This is a genomic window from Nonomuraea sp. NPDC049152 (assembly GCF_040648355.1).
Taxonomy (GTDB): Bacteria; Actinomycetota; Actinomycetes; order Streptosporangiales; family Streptosporangiaceae; genus Nonomuraea.
This window is the reverse complement of sequence record NZ_JBEZDO010000006.1, coordinates 180,564-200,334: the sequence shown is the minus strand read 5'-3', so window position 1 is coordinate 200,334 and position 19,771 is coordinate 180,564. Positions and strand designations below refer to the sequence as shown.

The 19,771-nt window shown below is 69.9% G+C and carries 15 protein-coding genes; 8 read left to right on the top strand and 7 right to left on the bottom strand.

What is annotated here, in order from left to right; all coding sequences use genetic code 11:
- Positions 1-5: 5 nt before the first annotated feature.
- The 5 genes from AB0B45_RS14185 to AB0B45_RS14165 all read right to left on the bottom strand — a co-directional run bounded on the left by AB0B45_RS14185 (position 6) and on the right by AB0B45_RS14165 (position 5,833).
- Positions 6-1,367 (bottom strand): ricin-type beta-trefoil lectin domain protein, encoded by a 1,362-nt coding sequence (locus AB0B45_RS14185; protein WP_358129882.1) that lies wholly within the window; start codon positions 1,365-1,367, stop codon positions 6-8.
- Between the two features lie 120 nt (positions 1,368-1,487).
- On the bottom strand, positions 1,488-2,663 hold the full coding sequence (locus tag AB0B45_RS14180) for an ROK family protein (RefSeq protein ID WP_358129879.1): 1,176 nt from the start codon (positions 2,661-2,663) through the stop codon (positions 1,488-1,490).
- 72 nt (positions 2,664-2,735) lie between these two features.
- Entirely contained in the window at positions 2,736-2,951 is a 216-nt protein-coding gene (locus AB0B45_RS14175; protein WP_358129876.1) for a DUF6817 domain-containing protein, read from the bottom strand.
- Between the two features lie 274 nt (positions 2,952-3,225).
- Complete coding sequence (locus AB0B45_RS14170) at positions 3,226-3,843, bottom strand: TetR family transcriptional regulator (RefSeq protein WP_358129873.1); 618 nt, start codon at positions 3,841-3,843, stop codon at positions 3,226-3,228.
- A 220-nt stretch (positions 3,844-4,063) separates the two neighbouring features.
- On the bottom strand, positions 4,064-5,833 hold the full coding sequence (locus tag AB0B45_RS14165) for an MOSC and FAD-binding oxidoreductase domain-containing protein (RefSeq protein WP_358129871.1): 1,770 nt from the start codon (positions 5,831-5,833) through the stop codon (positions 4,064-4,066).
- A 354-nt stretch (positions 5,834-6,187) separates the two neighbouring features.
- Between AB0B45_RS14165 and AB0B45_RS14160 the strand changes: the two genes are divergently transcribed.
- Together AB0B45_RS14160 and AB0B45_RS14155 are read left to right on the top strand one after the other, a co-directional pair.
- Positions 6,188-7,192, top strand: a complete 1,005-nt coding sequence (locus tag AB0B45_RS14160) for a zinc-binding alcohol dehydrogenase family protein (RefSeq protein ID WP_358129868.1) — start codon at positions 6,188-6,190, stop codon at positions 7,190-7,192.
- A gap of 107 nt (positions 7,193-7,299) precedes the next feature.
- Positions 7,300-9,309 (top strand): glycosyl hydrolase family 28-related protein, encoded by a 2,010-nt coding sequence (locus AB0B45_RS14155; RefSeq protein ID WP_358129866.1) that lies wholly within the window; start codon positions 7,300-7,302, stop codon positions 9,307-9,309.
- A gap of 44 nt (positions 9,310-9,353) precedes the next feature.
- Here AB0B45_RS14155 and AB0B45_RS14150 read toward each other — a convergent pair whose 3' ends face one another.
- Positions 9,354-10,775 carry a glycoside hydrolase family 6 protein gene (locus AB0B45_RS14150; RefSeq protein WP_358129863.1) on the bottom strand — a complete coding sequence of 474 codons (1,422 nt, stop codon included), beginning with the start codon at positions 10,773-10,775 and terminating at the stop codon, positions 9,354-9,356.
- A gap of 33 nt (positions 10,776-10,808) precedes the next feature.
- Positions 10,809-12,986 carry a glycoside hydrolase family 9 protein gene (locus AB0B45_RS14145; protein WP_358129861.1) on the bottom strand — a complete coding sequence of 726 codons (2,178 nt, stop codon included), beginning with the start codon at positions 12,984-12,986 and terminating at the stop codon, positions 10,809-10,811.
- A gap of 223 nt (positions 12,987-13,209) precedes the next feature.
- Between AB0B45_RS14145 and AB0B45_RS14140 the strand changes: the two genes are divergently transcribed.
- The 6 genes from AB0B45_RS14140 (at position 13,210) to AB0B45_RS14115 (ending at position 19,758) form a co-directional block, all read left to right on the top strand.
- Positions 13,210-14,508: an extracellular solute-binding protein gene (locus tag AB0B45_RS14140; protein ID WP_358129858.1), complete on the top strand. Its 1,299-nt coding sequence runs from the start codon at positions 13,210-13,212 to the stop codon at positions 14,506-14,508.
- A 73-nt stretch (positions 14,509-14,581) separates the two neighbouring features.
- Positions 14,582-15,535, top strand: coding sequence for a sugar ABC transporter permease (locus tag AB0B45_RS14135; RefSeq protein WP_358129855.1), 954 nt, complete (start codon positions 14,582-14,584; stop codon positions 15,533-15,535).
- Positions 15,532-16,353, top strand: coding sequence for a carbohydrate ABC transporter permease (locus tag AB0B45_RS14130; RefSeq protein ID WP_358129852.1), 822 nt, complete (start codon positions 15,532-15,534; stop codon positions 16,351-16,353). The genes AB0B45_RS14135 and AB0B45_RS14130 overlap by 4 nt, the downstream gene beginning before the upstream one ends.
- Positions 16,350-17,675, top strand: a complete 1,326-nt coding sequence (locus tag AB0B45_RS14125) for a GH1 family beta-glucosidase (protein ID WP_358129849.1) — start codon at positions 16,350-16,352, stop codon at positions 17,673-17,675. The genes AB0B45_RS14130 and AB0B45_RS14125 overlap by 4 nt, the downstream gene beginning before the upstream one ends.
- A 79-nt stretch (positions 17,676-17,754) precedes the next feature.
- The gene (locus AB0B45_RS14120) at positions 17,755-18,756 is read left to right on the top strand and encodes a LacI family DNA-binding transcriptional regulator (protein ID WP_358129846.1); all 1,002 of its coding nucleotides are present in this window, start codon (positions 17,755-17,757) and stop codon (positions 18,754-18,756) included.
- Between the two features lie 3 nt (positions 18,757-18,759).
- Positions 18,760-19,758, top strand: coding sequence for an aldo/keto reductase family protein (locus AB0B45_RS14115; RefSeq protein WP_358129843.1), 999 nt, complete (start codon positions 18,760-18,762; stop codon positions 19,756-19,758).
- The last annotated feature ends 13 nt before the right edge of the window (positions 19,759-19,771 follow it).

Below are 19,771 nucleotides of genomic sequence, written 5' to 3'. Positions count from 1 at the left end.
GCTCCCTAGAATCCGGCCGTGATGCGGGTGAAGTCCCAGTTGCCCTGGGGGATGCCGCCGCAGCTGTCGGCGACGCCGCCCGAGCATGGGCGGTCGCGGTTGACCGACCAGAAAGCGAACCTGGTCAGCCCCCTGGCCTTGGCCCAGTCGCGGATCTGCGTCCAGGTGCCGGTGGAGGTGACCTCCTGCTGGTCGGACAGGCCGTTCATGCCGGAGATGCCCATGCGGGCGTACGCCTGGGCGTCGCTCCAGCCGAAGGCGTTCTTCAGGGCGTTCTTGAGGCCCTCGGCGGCGTTGACAGTGCTCTGATACATGTTGGCGCCGCCGCCGAAGTTGAAGGGCATGATCGTGTAGTTGTCGATCGGCACGGTCAGCTCACGCGAGCGGTTGATCAGCCTGATCCCGCTGCCGTCGGGCCCTCCCGTGCCGGCGCCGAAGGTGACGGCGATCTTGACGTTCGGGTTGTTCTGCTTGACGATCTTCAGGCCGTTGAGGATGCGGTCCTGGACGGTGTAGTTGTGGTACTCGTCGTTGTTCTCGATGTCGAAGTCGACGACGGCGGGCCCGACGGCGTTGATGACCTGCTGCACGGCGCCCGCGTACGCCTCCGGGGTGGCGCAGTTGGGGCCGAGCTTGTTGCCCGACCAGCCGCCGAAGGACACCTGCACGCTGCCGCCCGCGGCCTTGATCTGCGAGATGGCGGCGGCGTCGGCTCCCCCGGTGAGCGGGCGCGAGCCGTCCCATCGCGGCGTGCAGCCGCCGCCGGACAGGATGAACGCCATGGTGAACGACTTCACCCCGGTGGCGTTCATGACCGTGGCGGGGCTCGGCGGGTTGCCCCAGCCCATGTAGAGGTACGGCGCGCCGGGCATCTTGCCGGCCGGAGGGGTGGGCGGGTCGCCGCCCGGCAGGGTCCACCGCTGGTTGGCGCCGCCCGAGCAGTCCCAGATCTGGAGCGGGGTCCCGTCGGCCGAGCTGACGCCGGTGGCGTCCAAGCACTTGCCGAGCGCGCGGAGCGTGCCGTCCGCCTGGGCCGTCCACTGCTGGGCGGCGGTCCCGTTGCAGTCCCACAGCTGGACCTTGGTGCCGTTGGCGCTGGAGGCGGCCGCGACGTCCATGCACTTGCCCAGCGCGCGGACGGTCCCGTCCGTTTCCGTCGTCCAGGACTGGGCGGCGGTGTCGTTGCAGGTGTAGAGCTGGATCTGGGTGCCGTTCGCGGTCGCGGCTCCCGCGACGTCGACGCACTTGCCGCCGTAGCCGGTGATGCGGCCGGTGGCGGCGGAGGCCGCCGGGGTGACGGCGAGGGCGAGCAGGGCGACGCCCACGAGTAAGGGGATGGTGCGGCGGCCGGAGATGACCGGTGTCATGGGGGGTGTGCCTCTCTCTGAGCAGGGCGAACTCGCCGGACAGCCTTAAGTCCAGCCTTAATTTATGTGTTGATTTAAAACTTCTCACAAGGCTCAGTCAAGACGCGTGACGCCGTTCGTCTACGAACGGGTGCCGCCGCTGAGGAAGTCGTCGAGGACAAGGGCGGCGGCACCGAGCGAGACCGCCTCGGCGCCGAGCCTGCCCCGCTCGATCGAGGCGTGGGCGAAGTGGTACGGCAGTGCGATCTCCCCCGCCGCCTCCCTGAGCTGAGGGAGGAACTCCATGCCGAGCAGCAGCCCCGCCCAGCCGCCCAGCAGCACGCGCTCGGGGTTGAACAGGTTGATCAGGTTGCCGATGCCCCTGCCCAGATGGCGCACGGCCTCCTCCAGCACGGGCCGCGCGGCAGGATCGAACAGCAGCGCGGCGAAGGCGCTGCGCTCGTCGGCGCCCTCCACCGACCTGCCCGCCGCCCGCAGGATGGCCTGGGGCCCCGCGTACGCCTCCAGGCAGCCACGGCCGCCGCATCGGCAAGCGAGCCCGTTGCGCACGACCTTGGTGTGACCCCACTCCCCCGCGCCGCCCATGCTGCCCCGGTAGGTGACGCCGTCGGAGATGATGCTCGCCCCGATGCCGGTGCCGACCAGCGCCATGATCAGGTCTTCGGCGCCCCTGCCCGCGCCGAACCACGACTCGGCCAGGCCCAGCATCTTCGCGCCGTTGTCGATGACGAAGGGCGGCGTGCGGGGGCCCGCGAGCATGGCGCCCAGCGGCACCGCCTTCCAGCCGATCGTCGGGGCGTGCACGAGGGAGGCGGGCTGCCTGCTCACCGTGCCGGGCACGCCGACGCCGACGCCCATGAGCCCGCCCGGCTCCAGCCCCGTCAGCTCGAGCAGACCGTCGAGAGCGTGGACGATGTGCCGCGCGACCTCCTCGGGATCCTCGCCGCCGGGCCGCAGCGGCACCTCGGTCTTGGCGAGCCCGCGCAGCCCGAGGTCGAACAGCTCGACACGGACGCGGCTCTCGCCGACATCGACGCCCGCGAGGTGACCGTGGGCGACGTTGATCGCCAGGAGGATCTGGGGGCGCCCTCCGTCGGAGTCCTTCAGACCCGCCTCCACCACCACGCCCTCGCCCATCAGGTCGGCGACGACGTTGCCCACGGTGGCGGGGCTGAGGCCGGTCAGCCTGGCGAGCTCGAACCTGCTGGCCTCGCGGGCGAAGAAGAGGGTGCTGAGGATGACGGACCTGTTGTTCCGCCGGACGTCACGGACAGTCTCCCGTCGCGGCCGGCTCATGCGCCCCCATCCCCATAATTAGGACCTTAAACTAAATACTGGCACGATGATCGGCCCGGCGGGTAGCTTCCGTCAGGGCGCCGCCGGGATCGTCCGGCAGTCCGCCCGCACGGCTTCTGACAGCAGCGCCCTGGAGAGTTCCAGCAGGGCGGTCGGGAAGCCGTCGGAGCCGTAGAAGGCGTGGCACAGGCCTGTCGCCTGGAGCGCGGGGGCGGCGTTTCCAGCGGGCAGGCGGTCGAACAGGGTGCCGCTGGAGTGGCGGACGGTCTCCCTGCCGAGGTGGGCCACCGCCCACCGGGTCGGATCACCGGGTGGCGCTGGCCCGCACGGTGCTCGACTTCCTGGAGCGGCACGCCGAAGTCGGCTGACCCGCGCAACCGGGCGGAGAGGCCGAGACCGCGGCCCCTGGAGGGAGGCGTCAGGCGGAGAGGTCAAGGCCGGTGACAGGGGACCGCCAGGCGGAGAGGTCGAGACCGGTGACAGGGGACCGCCAGGCGGAGAGGTCGAGACCGGTGACGCGGGACCGCCAGGCGGAGAGGTCGAGACCGGTGGCCGGGGACCGTCAGGCGGACAGGTCGAGGCTGGCGGGGATGGCGCCGAAGGCCCCTTCCAAGCGGTCGACGAGGGCCTGGCGGCCGCCCTCCCCGCCACGGCGGACCCAGTCGCGGCCCGAGACGCTCCAGGCGGTGGTGGTCAGCTCGGCCAGCACGTGAAGCCGGAGATCGTCGGCGTTCAGGCCGAGTTTGTCCGCCAGGCAGTCGATCACCTGCCGCCTGACCCCTCCGCGGTAGTGCTCGACGTAGGCCAGCAGGGCGGGGGCGGTCATGACGAGCCGGCGGGTCGCGACGTAGCGCTCGTCCCACCCGGGCTCCAGCGCGGCGGCCGTCGCGGTGAGGGTGTCACGCAACTCGCCCAGGACGACGCCGGACAGCTCCCGCTCCTGCATCGCGGCCACGTAGGCCGACCAGATCTCGGCCTCGGCCTCGATCGCCACCGCCTCCTTGCACGGGTAGGCGCGGAAGAACGTGCTCTTGGAGACCTCGACCTCCTCAACCAGTTCCTCCAGCGTCACCCCGTCGAAGCCCTTCTCCCCGAACAGCCGCAACGCGGCGTCGGCCAGCGCCCTGCGGGTGCGGAGCTTCTTGCGTTCACGGAGCGGGAGCGCGCGGTCGTCGGTCATGCCGCCATGCTAGCCGAGCTGACCCTCAGGTTCTAAGCAGTCAACGCCTCTTTTAGGGCTTGATAGCAAATGGAACTCAGTCTGACCTAGCGTCGAGACAGCTCGGGACACGCCGGTCAGATCCGGTTGCCGAGGGTGCGGAGCAGCACGGAGCGTCCCGTGATCGGCTCCCATCGCCGCACGGCCCGGCGGCGCCGACGGAGGAGCACCGTCGAGTGGTTCACAGATCGAGGACGACGGCCTCGCTCGGCCTGGAGCAGCAGATCAGGATGTCGCCCTCGGCCGGCGGCTCGACGGGGTCGGGCGAGTAGCTCACCGCGCCCGACATCAGGGCGAGCTCGCAGGTGTGGCAGACGCCCGTACGGCACGACCACCGCACGGGGACGTCGCACGCCTCGGCCAGGTCGAGCAGGGAGCCCTGGTCGTCGTTCCACGGGACGGTCAGGCAGCTGCGGGCGAAGGAGACCGGCGGGCCCTTACCTGCGGCCCCGGCGGGCTGGTGCGGGGCCCGCGCCGAAGTGGCGGACGTGACGCCCGGAGTGAGCGAGGCTCCCGCCCCGAAGACCTCGGTGTGGACCCGCGAGCGCCGCAGGCCGGCGGCCACCAGCGCGTCGGTGACGCCCGCCATGAAACCCACGGGGCCGCAGAGGTAGACGTCGGCGTCGGCAGGCAGGCCTAGCCCGGAGATACGCTCTGGCGACAGCCTGCCGACATCGGTGTAGTCGGTGCCCGCGCGATCCGCGGACGTCGGCCGGCTGTAGTAGACGCGGGTGTGCGCGTGAGGCAGACCGTCGAGCAAGTGACGGCTCTCCGCCGCGAAGGGATGTTCGGTTCCGTTGCGCGCTCCGTGCAGCCACCACACCTGCCGGGGAGAACCCGCACGCGCGAGGGCGTGCAGCATGGCCAGCACGGGCGTCACGCCGACTCCCGCGGACAGCAGCACCACCGGGTTGCTGTCGTCCGTCAGGTAGAACGTGCCCCGGGGGGCGGCGGCGTCGAGGGTGCCGCCGACGCGGGCACGGGCGCGCAGGTAACCGCTGGCCGCGCCGTGGAGTTCCTGCTTCACGCTGATCCGGTACGTGCCCGCGCCGGGCTCGCCGGACAGCGAGTAGCTGCGGATCAACGGCGGTACGCCGCCGTCCGCCTGAACCTTCACCGTGAGGAACTGCCCCGGCAGTGCCGGCGGCAGCGGCGCACCGTCGGCGGCGGCCAGGAACAGGGAGAAGACGCTACGGCTCTCCGGTTGGACGCGCGTGATCGTCAGGGGGCGAAAGCCCGGCCATGCGGGCGGCGGGGCCGTCGCGGCCACGGTGAGGCCCGCGTTGCCCGACTCGGCCGTCCCGCCATCGGCCGCGTCCAGAAGGGTGCGCATGGATCCCTGCCATCCCGGGCTCAGCGCCGGGATGCGCAGTGCCCGCTCGACCTGCTCGCGCGTGCGTCTCTGCAGATAGAGGACCGCGTCGATCTCGGCGACCGTCATCCCCTCAGGCCCCGAGGAGACCTTGACGATCTCCTGCCCGGCCTCGACCTCGCCCTCCTCGATGACCCGGAAGTAGAAGCCGGGCCGCCGACGGGACACCAGCAACGCCGCCATCTGCGGTTCTCCCAGACGGAGCCCCACCCGGTAGCACGTCACGCGTGGCTGCGTCACCTCGAAGAGCGCACCGCCGATGCGGTAGCGGTCGCCGATGCAGACCTCGTCATCGGCGAGGCCGTCGACGGTGAAGTTCTCCCCGAAGTGGCCGGGCCTCAGGTCGTCGCGCCCCAGTTCCTTCTCCCAGAAGCGGTAGGACTCGCTCTGGTACACCAGCACCGCCCGCTGCTCGCCGCCGTGACCGTCCAGGTCACCCTGGCCGTCGCCGTCGATGTTGAGCCGCCGCACCATCCTGGGCCCGGTCACGGTGTGCTTCCACACGCCGGTACGCACGTGCTTGCCGCGCCAGGGGACGTCCTTGGGCAGCCCGACGTTCACGGCGATCAGTGTGGCCAACGTCCTCACCTCGTTCGTCCGTCGCTTTCCACGCCGGCCGGGCTGGACGTCGCGCCGGGCCACACGGCATGCTCCTTGCCATGTGTTCGCGGGGGGCGGTGGACGCTTGCGGGTCCTGGCCCGCAAACCGGGATCGACGGGGCAGCGAACACGTGCGGACGGTTCATGGTGCTCGCGCATCAGGCCGTTCGCCTGTGGATCGACGCGTGTCACGTTACGGAACGAGCCGGTTCCCTGCGTCTTGCCCACGTACACATCCGGTCGATTCTTGGCATGCCCGTCAATCTTCGGCCGGCGCGTGCTGGACCGGCATTCTCGATCGCCCCGTGTGACGATGGGGTGATGGGAGGCACGATGACGGCCTGGGTGGTGCGACGCCCCGGCCCCATGGCGACAGGACCGCTGGAGAAGGTGCGCCTGCCCGTGCCCGAGCCCGCCGCGGGCGAGGTGCTCGTCAAGGTCGAGGTGTGCGCCGTCTGCCGTACCGACCTGCACCTGGCCGAGGGAGACCTGACCCCCCGGCGGCCGGGTACGGTCCCCGGGCACGAGGTGGTCGGGCGGGTCGTGGCCCGCGGCCCCGGCGCCGACCTGCTCCCGGACGGCGCGCGCGTGGGCGTCGCATGGCTGCGCGCCGCCTGTGGAAGGTGCCGGTATTGCCTCCGCGGCGCCGAGAACCTGTGCCCTTACTCGCAGTACACCGGCTGGGACGCCGACGGCGGTTACGCCGAGTACCTGGTCGCTCCGCAGGACTTCGTCTACCGGCTGCCCGAGGAGCGGCCCGCCGACGAGCTGGCCCCGCTCCTGTGCGCGGGCATCATCGGCTACCGGGCGCTGGTCCGCGCCGACCTGCCGCCCGGCGGGCGGCTGGGCGTGTACGGCTTCGGCGCTTCCGCCCACCTCACCACCCAGGTCGCCCTCGCCCAGGGAGCCACGGTGCACGTGATGACGCGGGCCGGCTCCGCCCGGCGGCTCGCGCTGGAACTCGGCGCGGCCTCGGCGAGCCCCGCCTACGACGCTCCGCCCGAGCCGCTGGACGCCGCCATCCTGTTCGCCCCGGTCGGGGATCTGGTGCCGGTGGCGCTGGCGGCGCTCGACCGCGGCGGCACCCTGTCCGTGGCGGGGATCCACCTCAGCGACATCCCGCCGCTGGTCTACCAGGACCACCTGTTCCAGGAGCGCACGCTGCGCAGCGTCACCGCCAACACCCGCGCGGACGGCCGCGCCCTGCTGGCCTTCGCCCACCGGCACCCATTGCGCGTCACCACCGTCCCCTACGGGCTCGACGAGGCCGACCGAGCCCTGTCGGACCTGGCCGCCGACCGCGTGACCGGTGCCGCCGTCCTTCACCTCGGCGACTGACTGCTCGCAAGAAAACAGCAAAGCTATGAGAATATCTGGCAGGGCCTTGTGAATTCTCGAGTGACGGATCTACTGTCACCTCACCCCCCGAGAGAAACGAGCCCTCGATGTCACGGAGCATCACAGCAGCCCTGGCCGCGGCAGCCGTCGCCGTCAGCACGGTGCTCGGCGGCGGGACGGCAGCCCTGGCCCAGAGCGGCGCGACACCCGTCGTCACCCGTGCCGCCCTCGACCCGTCGCTCGTCTGGGGCCGGGGCGCAGCCGTCGGCTTCGTCGAGCAGGAGGCGGAGAGCGCCACCACGAACGGCACCGTCATCGGCCCTGACCGGAACGCGTACACGCTCCCCGCGGAGGCGTCAGGCCGCAAGGCGGTCAAGCTGACCCCGGGGCAGTACGTCGAGTTCAGCCTGCCGAGCGCGGCCAACGCGATCACCGTGCGCTACAGCATCCCCGACGCGCCCGGCGGAGGCGGCATCACCGCGCCGCTCCATGTCACGGTGAACGGCGGCGCCAAGAAGGCCATGACGCTCACGTCGCGGTACTCCTGGCTGTACAACCAGTATCCGTTCACGAACGACCCGAACGCCGATCTGCTGCATCCCGACTGGTGGATCACCGAGTGCTCCTGCGTGCCGGACGCCACGACGCCCGCTCCGACGATCACGAAGCCGTTCCGGCCGTTCCACTTCTACGACGAGCAGCGGCTGCTGCTCGGCAGGCCGTACCGCGCGGGTGACAGGGTGCGGCTCACCGTCCCGGCCGCGAGCCCTGCCGCCTGGACGGTCATCGACCTGCTCGACTCGGAGCTCGTCGGCGCGCCGCACGTCAGGCTCGCCGCGGCGAACGTGCTGGCGTTCGGCGCCGACCCGCTCGGCCGTCGCGACTCCGCCGACGCGTTCGACCGGGCGATCGCCTTCGCCAAGCGCAAGCACCTCAAGGTCTACCTCCCGTCCGGCACCTACCAGGTGAACCGTCACATCGTCGTCGACGACGTGACGATCGAGGGCGCGGGCAGCTGGTACACGATCGTCAGGGGCCGGGAGATCGCCCTCGAGACCCCGGCGCCCGACGGCTCGGTGCACACCGGGGTCGGCTTCTACGGCAAGGCCGCCTCGGCCGGTGGCAGCAGGAACGTCCACCTGTCGGGCTTCGCGATCGAGGGCGACGTCCGCGACCGCGTCGACACCGACCAGGTGAACGGCATCGGCGGCGCGATGAGCGACTCGACCGTCGACGGCCTCCACCTGCGTCACACCAAGGTGGGCATGTGGTTCGACGGGCCGATGACGAACCTGCGGATCACGAACAACGTCATCGTCGACCAGATCGCCGACGCCCTCAACTTCCACGCCGGCGTCACGAACTCGGTGGTGTCGAACAACGTCGTCCGCAACACCGGCGACGACGGCCTGGCCATGTGGTCCGAGAAGAACGCGAACTCCGGCAACATTTTCGACCACAACACCGTGCAGTCGCCGGTGCTCGCGAACGGCATCGCGATCTACGGCGGCGCCGGCGCCACGGTCTCGAACAACCTCGTCGCCGACCCGGTCCGCGAGGGCAGCGCCATCCAGGTCGGGTCGCGCTTCGGCGCCGAGCCGTTCACCGGGCGCCTGTCGATCAGGGACAACACCACGGTCAGGGCGGGCACGTTCGAGCTGAACTGGAAGATCGGGCTGGGCGCCATCTGGTTCTACGCGCTCGACAGGAGCATCGACGCCGAGATCCAGGTGAGCGGTGACCACTACCTCGACAGCACCTACAACGCGATCATGCTGGTCAGCGAATGGTCGGTGAAGGACCTGTACTCGATAGCGAACGTCCGCTTCAAGGACATCAGGGTCGACGGCACAGGCACCTCGGTGGTCAGCGCGCGGGTGAAGGGGTCGGCGTCCTTCGAGAACGTGGACGCTCGCAACGTCGGCGCGGTAGGCGTCAACAACTGCGGGTCGTTCAACTTCCCGCCCACCGGGTCGGAGTTCTCGCTGACGGACCTCGGCGGCAACGACGGCGGCGGGACGACGGGGCCGTGGCTGGCCGCGTGGGAGCTGCCGAACACCATCACCTGCGACGACCGTCCGCCGGTCGTCGTGCCGCCCGCGCCGTCCCCTTGGTAGATGCCCGAGTGGGGCGTCCCCTGCCGGGGGGACGCCCCTGTTGCTCAGGGGCTGCCGTTGATCAGCGCCATGGCGAGGTCGGGGCTGAAGGTTCCGGCCGGGATCGTGCCGCCGATGCCGCACGGGCCGTCGGAGTCACCGGGCACCTTGACCCAGAAGAGGTACTCGGCGCCGGTCGTCTGCTTGACGGGCGGGGTGCCGAGCTTGCGCTGGGGCGGGTTGCACCAGTTGTCCTCGGGAGTGGGGTCCACGTAGGGGCCGTTGCCGTTGCGGCTGGTGTCGATCACGTACGGCTTGGCACCGTACGTGGCGGACAGCTTGTCCTTGACCTGGCCGCCATAGCTCTCGGTGACCGCGGTGGTGTTGTAGTTGGAGACGTTCAGCGAGAAGCCGCGGGTGTTGGCGATGCCCGCCAGACCCAGCCGCCTGGCCGTCTCGTCGGCGGAGTGCCAGGTGGCGTTGCCCGCGTCGAGGTAGACCCAGGCGTTGGGCGCCTGCGCCTTGAGCACCTGGGTGGCGTCCACCAGCATGGCGTACTGGCCGGCGGGGCCGCCGTTCTCCGGCTTCACGCACTCGGCTGCGGGGACCGCGTCGGGCTCCAGCACGACGATCGCGTGCCGGTTGCCGATCGCCTTGGCGAAGTCGGTGATCCACGCGTGGTAGGCGTCCTTGTTGCCCGCGCCGCCGCCCGAGTGGCCGGCGCACGCGTCACGGTTGGGGATGTTGTAGGCGACCAGCATCGGCAGCTTGTCCTGTGCCTGGGCCGCGCCGACGTAGGAGTCCACGGCCAGCGTGATGTCGGTGAACCAGCCGCCGAACCACTCGAAGATCGGCTTGCCTGCGATACTGGTGGAGATGGGCTGCGCCCTGGAATCGCCGGAGTTGGCGGCCGCCCACTTGGCCGGGTTCGACTGGTTGGACACATACAGCGCGGTCGGCCTGGCCGACTGCGTCTCCATCAGCGACACGTTGTCGAAGCGGACCGTGGGGGTGCCGCCGGAGCCGCCGACCTGGAAGGTGACCTCGGCCTTCGTGTCGGTCCCGGCCGTGGCCACGAAGGGGAAGCTGTAGCGCCTGCTGGAGGTGGTGAGGTTGACGTCCTGGGCCAGCGACTGGTTCGTGCTGGGGGTGGCGAGGTACTGCACGGTGGTGACGGCCTTGAAGGCCGTGGTGGAGTAGGCGTCGAAGGAGAGCGTGTAGCTCCTGCCGGGGGTCAGCGTGATGGCGCTGATGGTCGCGACCATGGCCTCCCACGGCTTGGTCGCGCCCGTCCCGACGCTCACCCGCATGCGACCGGACTCGGCCGTCATGGTCGCCTTGTCGATCTGCTTCCAGCCGTTGGTGTTGCTGGTGAAGGTCCCGTTCGCGATCAGCTGGGTCGCGGCCGAGGCGGGTTGCGGGGCGATCAGGACGGCCGCCACGACGGCGGCTAAGGCTGCTGCGGCTTTCCCTGCGATAAATCGCACTGAATCACCTTTCAGTGGGTGGTGTCGTCGGTTTCAGTGGGTGGTGTCGTCGGCGAAGGCGGTGAGCCAGGCCAGGGCGGAGTTCCAGTTGACGGCGACCTCGTTGGTCGCGTAGGAGCCGATGTCGTCGATGTAGCACTTGGCGGGGACGCATCCCTGCAGGTTGCGCTGGGCGACGGGGTCCTGCAGGCCCGAGTTCGGGCCGCCCGCGAGCGAGCCGGGCGCGGGGTACGGCAGGGCCGGGTCGAGCTGGTGTGCCCAGAAGCGGTGGTGCTGGTTCCTGCTGGCGCGCTCGCCGTACCCGGTCACGTAGGACTGGTTGAGGGCGTTGCGCCCGAGCAGGTAGTCGAGCGACTCCACCGCCGCGTCACGATATTTCGGGATCCGGGTGAGGTCGTAGGCGTAGGCCAGGACCAGCGCGGTGTTGGCCGTGGCGCTGCTGGAGCCCCAGACGTACTTGCCGTCGGCGGGCAGGAACGGGTTGGCGTACCCCTGCTCGCGCAGGTCGCTCAGATGCCGGTCGGCCACGCCGGTGACGCGGCGGACGAGCTTGAGGCGATCGAGCGGGCCGAGCCGGTCCCGCACCCTGGCCAGCGCGAGGTCGCCCAGCCCTCCGGTGTCCTTCCACGAGAAGTTCTCCGCGGTCAGGCCGGTGGTGACCTCCTTGAGGTAGGAGCGCCTGCCCGTGGCGGCGAACAGCTCGGCGGCCGCCCAGGAGAACTCGTCGCTCACCTTGGTGTCGTCGTACGGCCCGCCGCCGACGCTCTCCGCCGGCGCGAACAGGGCCGGGTCGCGGTGCGCGGCGGCCCACGCCTTCTCGGCGGCGCCCAGGCACGTCTTGGCGAAATCCCGGTCGAAGGACCGATAGACCCGCGCGCAGCGGGCCCCCACGGCGGCGAGATTCAGGGTCGCGGCCGTGCTGACGGGGAAGAGCAGGCGGGCCTGCGGGTCGGCGTCGGGGCGCAGCGGCAGGCCGGTCCACGCGGCGTCATGGATCTTGTGGTGCACCAGGCCGTCCGGCCGCTGCATGCGCAGGAGGAAGTCCAGCTCCCACCTGGCCTCGTCGAGGACATCGGGCAGCCTGCCGCCCGACTCGGGGATGCGCAGCCGTACGTCGCCGGACTGCTCGTAGGCGTCGATCAGCTGCCAGGCGGCCAGGGCGCCGTTGACCACGTACTTGCCGTGGTCGCCCGCGTCGTACCAGCCGCCGCGAACGTCCATCCGGTAGTCGCAGGCGCCCGGGGCGCAGGGGACGTCGAGGTCGCCCTGGTTGGGCGCGACGCCGAGGTGCCCGGCCGGGCGGGCGTGGTCGGCGCCGACGTACCTCGCCTCGATGGGGGTGCCGGAGCGGTTGTGGTAGAAGTACGCGAGCGCGTCCACGCGCAGCTTGCCGTACAGCTCCTTGCTGATCTCGAACGGCTCACTGACCTCCTCGCCGACCGCCAGCCGGTAGGTGCCGTTCGCGCGGTATCCCGTGAAGTCGGCGAGGTGGACGTGGTCGCCGGACATCGCGTCGTCGCCGTGGACCCGCGTTACGCCGGTGGCGACGGCCCTGCCCGCGGCGTCGAGCAGGCGCCAGGCGAGCGGGCGCGTGGCGGCGGTGACGATGGTGGCCCGCTTGGGCCCGCCGGGCAGGTAGCCGAGCTGGTTGACGCGGACGGGTGAGCCCAGGTCGCGCACGCCGCCCGGCGGGATCACCCCACCGGTGAAGGAGATGTCGTCCAGGCAGAGCGTGTAGGCCTCGGTGGCGCCGCCCATCTGGAAGGCGATCTGCGACTTGGGCTCGGCGATGGTGGATGTGCCGGTGATCTCGAAGGTCCGCGGGGCGGTGGTGACCTGCGCCGAGCCCGCGATCGGCGTCGTGTACGGCGGGCCGCTCATCTGGGCGATGGCCGTGATCGTGACGTCTTTCGTGGCCACCGCCGTGAACGACAGCTTGTACGGCTGGCCGTTCTCCAGCGGGATGTCGTTCTGGCCGATCATCGAGTCCCACGGGTTGGCGGTGCCCGCGGGGACGTCCGCGCAGAGCCTGCCGCCCTCGACCCGGGAAGGGGTGGTCTCGCTGCTCCACCACGGCTCCTTGGAGCCGCCGTCGAACGTGCCGTTGAGCACGCGTTCATAGGTCGCCTCCGCTTCCGCCTGCGAGGGAAGGGCGGGGAGGGTCACCGCCACCGCGGTCAGCGCGCACGCCATCCGCCATCGAAAAGTCATACCGGACCTCTCTCGGTGCGGTCCGGCGGCGTCGGCGCCGATCATTACTGACGGGCAGGGTCATGGTCAAGGTGTGTCGGCTCTGTAAATTTTCTGTGGGGCCTGCCTCTTTTGCTCGGGCTGGATCATGCTCTACCTTCATGGGAGCGCTCCCAATGGAGCTAAACACCGGCCGGCGGCGTCAACACAGGTCAGGTGCTTTCTTCTAGAGAGGTTCCCCCACATGACGACTCAGGTTCGCCGTGGCCTCTTCGCAGCGGTCGCCCTCGCAGGCCTCGTGGCCACGGCCGCCTGCGGCGGTGGCTCCCCCGCGGGCGAGGCCCCCAAAGCCGGCGAGAAGATCGAGCTGGTCGTCAAGACCTTCAGCAAGTTCGGCTACACCGAGCTGTACAAGAAGTACGAGGCCGCGCACCCGAACATCACGATCAAGGAGGAGAACATCGCGCAGCTCGGCGACTACCTGCCGAAGCTGCAGCAATGGATCGCCACGGGCAGCGGTGCGGGAGACGTGGTGGCGCTGGAGGAGGGCATCCTGGTCCAGTTCATGGCCAAGCCCGACAACTTCGTCAACCTCCTCGACCACGGCGCGGGCTCCCTTCAGGACAAGTTCCTGGAGTGGAAGTGGAAGCAGGCGCTCACCCCGGATGGCAAGACGCTGGTCGGCCTCGGCACGGACGTCGGCGCCCAGGGCATGTGCTACCGGCGCGACCTGTTCGAGAAGGCGGGGCTGCCCACCGACCGCGAGGAGGTCGGCAAGCTCTGGCCCACCTGGGAGGCCTACACCGAGACCGGCAAGAAGTTCGTGGCGGCGGCCGGCAAGGACGCCAGGTTCTTCGACTCGGCGGGCAACATCTTCCAGAACATCCTCATGCAGCAGGGTGACCACACCTACTTCGACACCGCCGGCAAGCTCGTCATCGACACCAATCCGGGCGTGAAGGCCGCATGGGACACCACCACGGCCATGGTCGGCGCCGACCTGTCGGCCAAGCTCCAGATGTGGGGCCCGCAGTGGAACGCCGGCTTCAAGACGGGCTCGTTCGCGACCATCGCCTGCCCCGCTTGGATGCTCGGCCTGATCAAGGAGCAGGCGGGGGCCGGTCTGACCGGTCAGTGGGACGTGGCCCGCGTGCCGGGCTCGGGAGCGGTGCGCGGCGGTTCGTTCCTCGCGGTGCCCAAGCAGAGCAAGCACCCGAAGGAGGCCGCCGAGCTGGCCACGTTCCTGACCAGCCCGGAGGGGCAGCTGGCGGCCTTCAAGGCCGAAAGCAACTTCCCCTCCTCGCCGCAGGCCATCGACGACCCCGCGGTGCAGTCCTTCACCAACGCGTACTTCAACAACGCCCCGGTCGGCAAGATCTTCGGCGAGTCGGCCAAGACGCTGAAGCCGGTCTACCTCGGCCCGGACAACCAGGCCGTCGGCGACCGCGTCGGTGAGGCGCTGCTGGCCCTGGAGCAGGGCAAGCTCGACGCCGGGGCCGCCTGGACCCAGGCGATCGAATCCGCCAAGCGCACCGCCAAGTAGCCGCATCGTCAGTTGTCGTACGGCGGGGCCGACGAACGTGCCGACCCTGCCGTACAGCAGCGAGTGAGGGATCGTGAGTATCGAGCTAGGCATGCGGCCCAAGGGCGGGCACGCGAAGAGGGTGGCCGCGTCCAGCCTGCGGTCGCGGATGGACAAGAGCGTCTCGCCCTATATTTACATCGCGCCGTTCTTCGTGCTGTTCGCGATCTTCGGGCTGTTCCCCTTGGGTTACACCGCCTGGGTGTCGTTGCACGACTGGCAGCTGGCAGGCGACAGCACGTTCGTCGGGCTGGACAACTTCGCCGCGCTCTTCGCCGACCCGGACTTCTGGAACGCGGTGGCCAACACTCTGGGCATGTTCGTGGTGGCCAGCGTGCCCCAACTGCTCATCGCGCTGCTGCTGGCGAGCCTGCTGAACCGGCCGCTGCGCGGGCTGACGTTCCTGCGGATGGGCGTGCTGGCACCGATGATCACTTCGATCGCCGCGGTGGCCATCGTGTTCTCGCAGCTGTTCTCGCGGGACGCGGGGCTGGCCAACTGGATGATCGGGCTGGTCGGCGTGGAGCCGATCGACTGGCAGGCCGACAAGTGGTCGTCGTGGACGGCGATCGCGGTGATGGTCGACTGGCGGTGGACGGGCTACAACGCGCTGATCTACCTGGCGGCCATGCAGACGATCCCGCGGGACGTCTATGAGGCCGCCGAGCTCGACGGGGCGTCGAAGGCCAGGCAGTTCTGGCGGATCACGATCCCGATGATCAAGCCAGCGGTGATCTTCACGGTGATCATGTCGACGATCGGCGGCATGCAGCTGTTCACCGAGCCGCTGCTGTTCGGCCAGGGCGAGCTTTCGGGCGGCAGCCTGCGGCAGTTCCAGACGGTCGCGATGTACATGTTCCAGCAGGCCTTCGAGGAGTTCGACTACGGGTACGGCTCCGCCGTCGCATGGATGATCTTCATTCTGATCGTGCTGGTCGCCCTGGTGAACTTCCTGGTGTCGCGCAGGATGAGCGGAGTCGACAAGTGATCAAGCAGAACCGGCTGGTCTACCTGACGCTGCTCATCGCCATCGTGATCTCCGTCTTCCCGCTCTACTGGATGTTCGTCATCGCGACCAGGACCAACGACGTGGTCGGGCAGTATCCGCCGCCGATGACGCCGGGCGGCGAGCTGGGCGCCAACGTCGCCCGGCTGTTCGAGGCCGAGCAGGCCAACTTCGCGCTGGGCATGGTCAACTCGGCCATCGCCTCCGTCGCCGTGACGGTCTCGACCGTGTTCTTCTGCTCGCTGGCGGGGTTCGCCTTCGCCAAGCTGAGGTTCCGCGGGCGCAACGCGCTGCTCGTCCTCATCCTCGGCACGATGATGATCCCGGTCCAGATGGGGATCATCCCGCTCTACATGGTGATGGTGAAGCTGGGCTGGCAGAACACTTTGCAGGCTGTGGTCGTGCCGTTCCTGGTGTCCGCGTTCGGGGTGTTCCTGATGCGGCAGTACGCGCTCAGGGCGGTCCCCGACGAGCTCATCGAGGCGGCCATCGTCGACGGCAGCTCCAGCTTCCGCATCTACTGGAGCGTGGTGCTGCCCGCGCTCCGGCCCGGCGCCGCCGTCCTGGCGCTGTTCACGTTCATGGGGACCTGGAACGAGTTCATCTGGCCGCGGGCCGTCCTCGAGGCGGACAACCCGACGGTCCAGTTCTCGCTCAGCCAGCTCGCCACGGAGTACTACACCGACTACACGCTCATGTTCGCGGGGACGCTGGTGGCGACACTGCCGCTGCTCGCCGTGTTCATCGTGTTCGGCCGCCAGATCATCGGCGGCATCATGGAAGGGGCCGTCAAGGCATGAGTTTTCTTTGGGGCGCCGCGACGTCCAGCTATCAGATCGAGGGCGCGTTCGCGGATGACGGCAGGGGGCCGTCCATCTGGGACACCTTCAGCCGCACTCCCGGCAAGGTGCGGAACGCCGAGAACGGTGACGTGGCCTGCGATCACTACCACCGCTACCTCGACGACGTGCAGCTGATGTCGGGGCTGGGGCTGCAGGCCTACCGGTTCTCGGTGGCGTGGCCGCGGATCGCGCCGGAGCGCGGGGTGGTGAACCAGAAGGGGCTGGACTTCTACCGGCGCCTGGTCGACGCGTTGCTGGAACGCGACATCCTGCCGTGGCCGACGCTCTATCACTGGGATCTGCCGCAGTACCTGGAGGACGCGGGCGGGTGGCCCAACAGGGACACCGCGTACCTGTTCGCGGAGTACGCCGAGGTCGTGCACGCGGCCCTCGGTGACCGGGTGGCCAATTGGACGACGCTGAACGAGCCGTGGTGTTCCGGTCTGCTGGGTTACGCCAACGGGGAGCACGCGCCGGGGCGCAGGGAGCCGTCAGAGGCGGTCAAGGCGGTGCACCATTTGCTGCTGGGGCACGGCCTGGCCGTACCCCATTTGAGCGGAAATATCGGCATTACGTTGAATATGACCCATGTGACGCCCGCCACCACCGCCGCCGCGGACGTGGACGCGGCGCGGCGCATCGACGGCATCCAGAACCGGCTGTTCATCGACCCCGTGCTGCTCGGTTCCTACCCTGCCGACGTGGTCGGGGACCTGGCCCACCTCAGCGACTTCGGCCACGTCCGCGACGGAGACCTGGAGATCATCTCCACGAAGATCGACATGCTGGGCGTCAACTACTACTCCCCCGCCCTGGTCGCCGCCGGCGACCCCGTCCCCTCGGACAGCACGCCGTGGATCGGCGCCGAGTCGGCCCGCTGGGTCGACGGCGGCCGCCCGCGCACCACGATGGGCTGGGAGATCGACGAGAACGGGCTCCTGGAGCTGCTGCAGCGCGTCCACAAGGACTATCCGGCCATCGACCTCTACATCACCGAGAACGGCGCCGCGTTCGCCGACGAGGTGAGCGAGGACGGGGCGGTCCACGACGCGGGCCGGATCGACTACCTTGAGCGGCACATCTCCGCCTGCGCCGAGGCGGTGAACAGGGGCGTGCCGCTCAAGGGGTACTTCGCCTGGTCACTGCTGGACAACTTCGAGTGGGCGCACGGGTACGGTCAGCGGTTCGGGATCGTGCACGTCGACTTCGGCACGCAGAAGCGCACCCCCAAGGACTCGGCGCTCTGGTACGCGGCCCGCATCCGCAAGGGCGGCCTGTAGTGCCTGTCCTTCCGCCGGGGACGGCGCCCCGCGGAGCGGGGTCCCGGGGGCGGGCGCGGGTCTGGGCGGGAGCCCGGCGATGAGCACGCCGCGCAAGCGGGTCACGCTCGACGAGGTCGCGGCCCACGCAGGTGTGGGCAGGGGCACGGTCTCCCGGGTGATCAACGGGGCGGAGAACGTCAGCCCCGAGACCAAGGAGCTGGTCGAGCGGGCCATCGCGGAGCTCAACTACGTGCCCAACCACGCCGCCCGATCGCTGGCCGCCAGCCGTACCGACAGCATCGCCCTGGTGATCGCCGAGCCGGAGGCGCGGCTGTTCTCCGACCCGTTCTTCGCCGGGATCATCCGCGGGATCACCTCCGAGCTGACCGCCACCGGCAGGCAGTTGCTGCTCACCATGGCCGGCACGCCGGAGGAGCGGGCGAACCTGGAGGGCTACCTGTCGGGCGGGCACGTCGACGGCGTGCTGCTGCTGTCCCAGCATCGCGACGACCCGCTACCCGGATTCCTGGTCGACACCGGCGTGCCCACCGTGCAGGGCGGCCGGTCGATAGGTCCGCAGACGGTGCCGCAGGTGGTCGACGTCGACAACCACAGCGGCGCGCACATGGCGGTCAACCACCTCGTCGAGCGCGGCCGGCGCCGGATCGCGACGATCTCCGGGCCGATCGACATGATCGCCGGGGTGCACCGCCTGGGCGGCTACCGGGAGGCGCTGATGCTGGCCGGGCTGCCCGAGTTCATCACCCATGGCGACTTCACCGAGCTGAGCGGCGCCCGCGCGATGAAGGAGCTGCTGCGGCACGACGTGGACGCGGTGTTCGCGGCCTCGGACCTGATGGCGGTCGGCGCGCTGCGCGTCCTGGCCGAGGCGGGCCGCCGCGTGCCGCAGGACGTGGCGGTGGTCGGATTCGACGACTCCAGCCACGCGCAGTTCACCGGGCTCAGCTCGGTGCACCAGCCCATCGAGGACATGGGCAAGGAGATGGTCAGGCTGCTGACCTCCCTCATCTCGGGCGAGCGGCCGTCCAGGGCGGCGCTGGTCCTCACCCCTCATCTGGTCATTCGTGAATCGAGTTGAAGCATGGAATTCCGTCATCTTGGACGCAGCGGCCTCATGGTCAGCGAGATCGCCTACGGCAACTGGATCACCCACGGGTCGCAGGTCGACGAGGACAGAGCCAAGGCCTGCGTCCGCGCCGCGCTGGACATGGGCATCACCACCTTCGACACCGCCGACGCCTACGCCGAGGGCAGCGCGGAGGAGGTGCTCGGCCGCGCGCTGAAGTCCGAGCGCCGCGACGAGGTCGAGATCTTCACCAAGGTCTACTGGCCCACCGGCGACGGCATGAACAACCGCGGCCTCAACCGCAAGCACGTCATGCGGTCCGTCGAGGGCTCGCTACGCCGCCTCGGCACCGACTACATCGACCTGTACCAGGCGCACCGCTACGACTACAGCACCCCTCTCGAGGAGACGCTGCGCGCCTTCGACGATCTGGTACGGCAGGGCAAGGTGCTCTACGTCGGCGTGTCCGAGTGGACGGCCCAGGAGATCGCCGAGGCGCTGCGGATCGCCCGGGACCTGGGCCTCGACCGGATCGTGTCGAACCAGCCGCAGTACAACATGCTCCGCAGGGTGATCGAGCCGGAGATCATCCCCCTGTGCGAGAAGGAAGGCGTCGGCCAGGTCGTCTTCCAGCCGATGGCCATGGGCGTGCTGACCGGCAAGTACCTGCCCGGCGCGGCCGTCCCCGCGGGAACCAGGGCCACCGACCCGGTGGGCGGCCAGTTCGTCACGCGACTGCTCACCGACGACGTGCTGACCCGCGTCCAGAACCTCAAGCCGATCGCCGCCGACCACGGCCTCACCCTCGCCCAGCTGTCGGTGGCCTGGACCCTGGCCAACCCGAACGTCTCCTCCGCCATCATCGGCGCCTCCAGGCCCGAGCAGATCGCCGACTCGGCCAAGGCCGCAGGGGTGAAGCTGGACGCCGACGCCCTGAAGGCCGTCGACGACGTGCTCGGCGACATCGTCGAACGCGACCTGGAAGGCCCTCTCAGCCCCACCGGCCGACCCTGACCCGAAGCCCGTT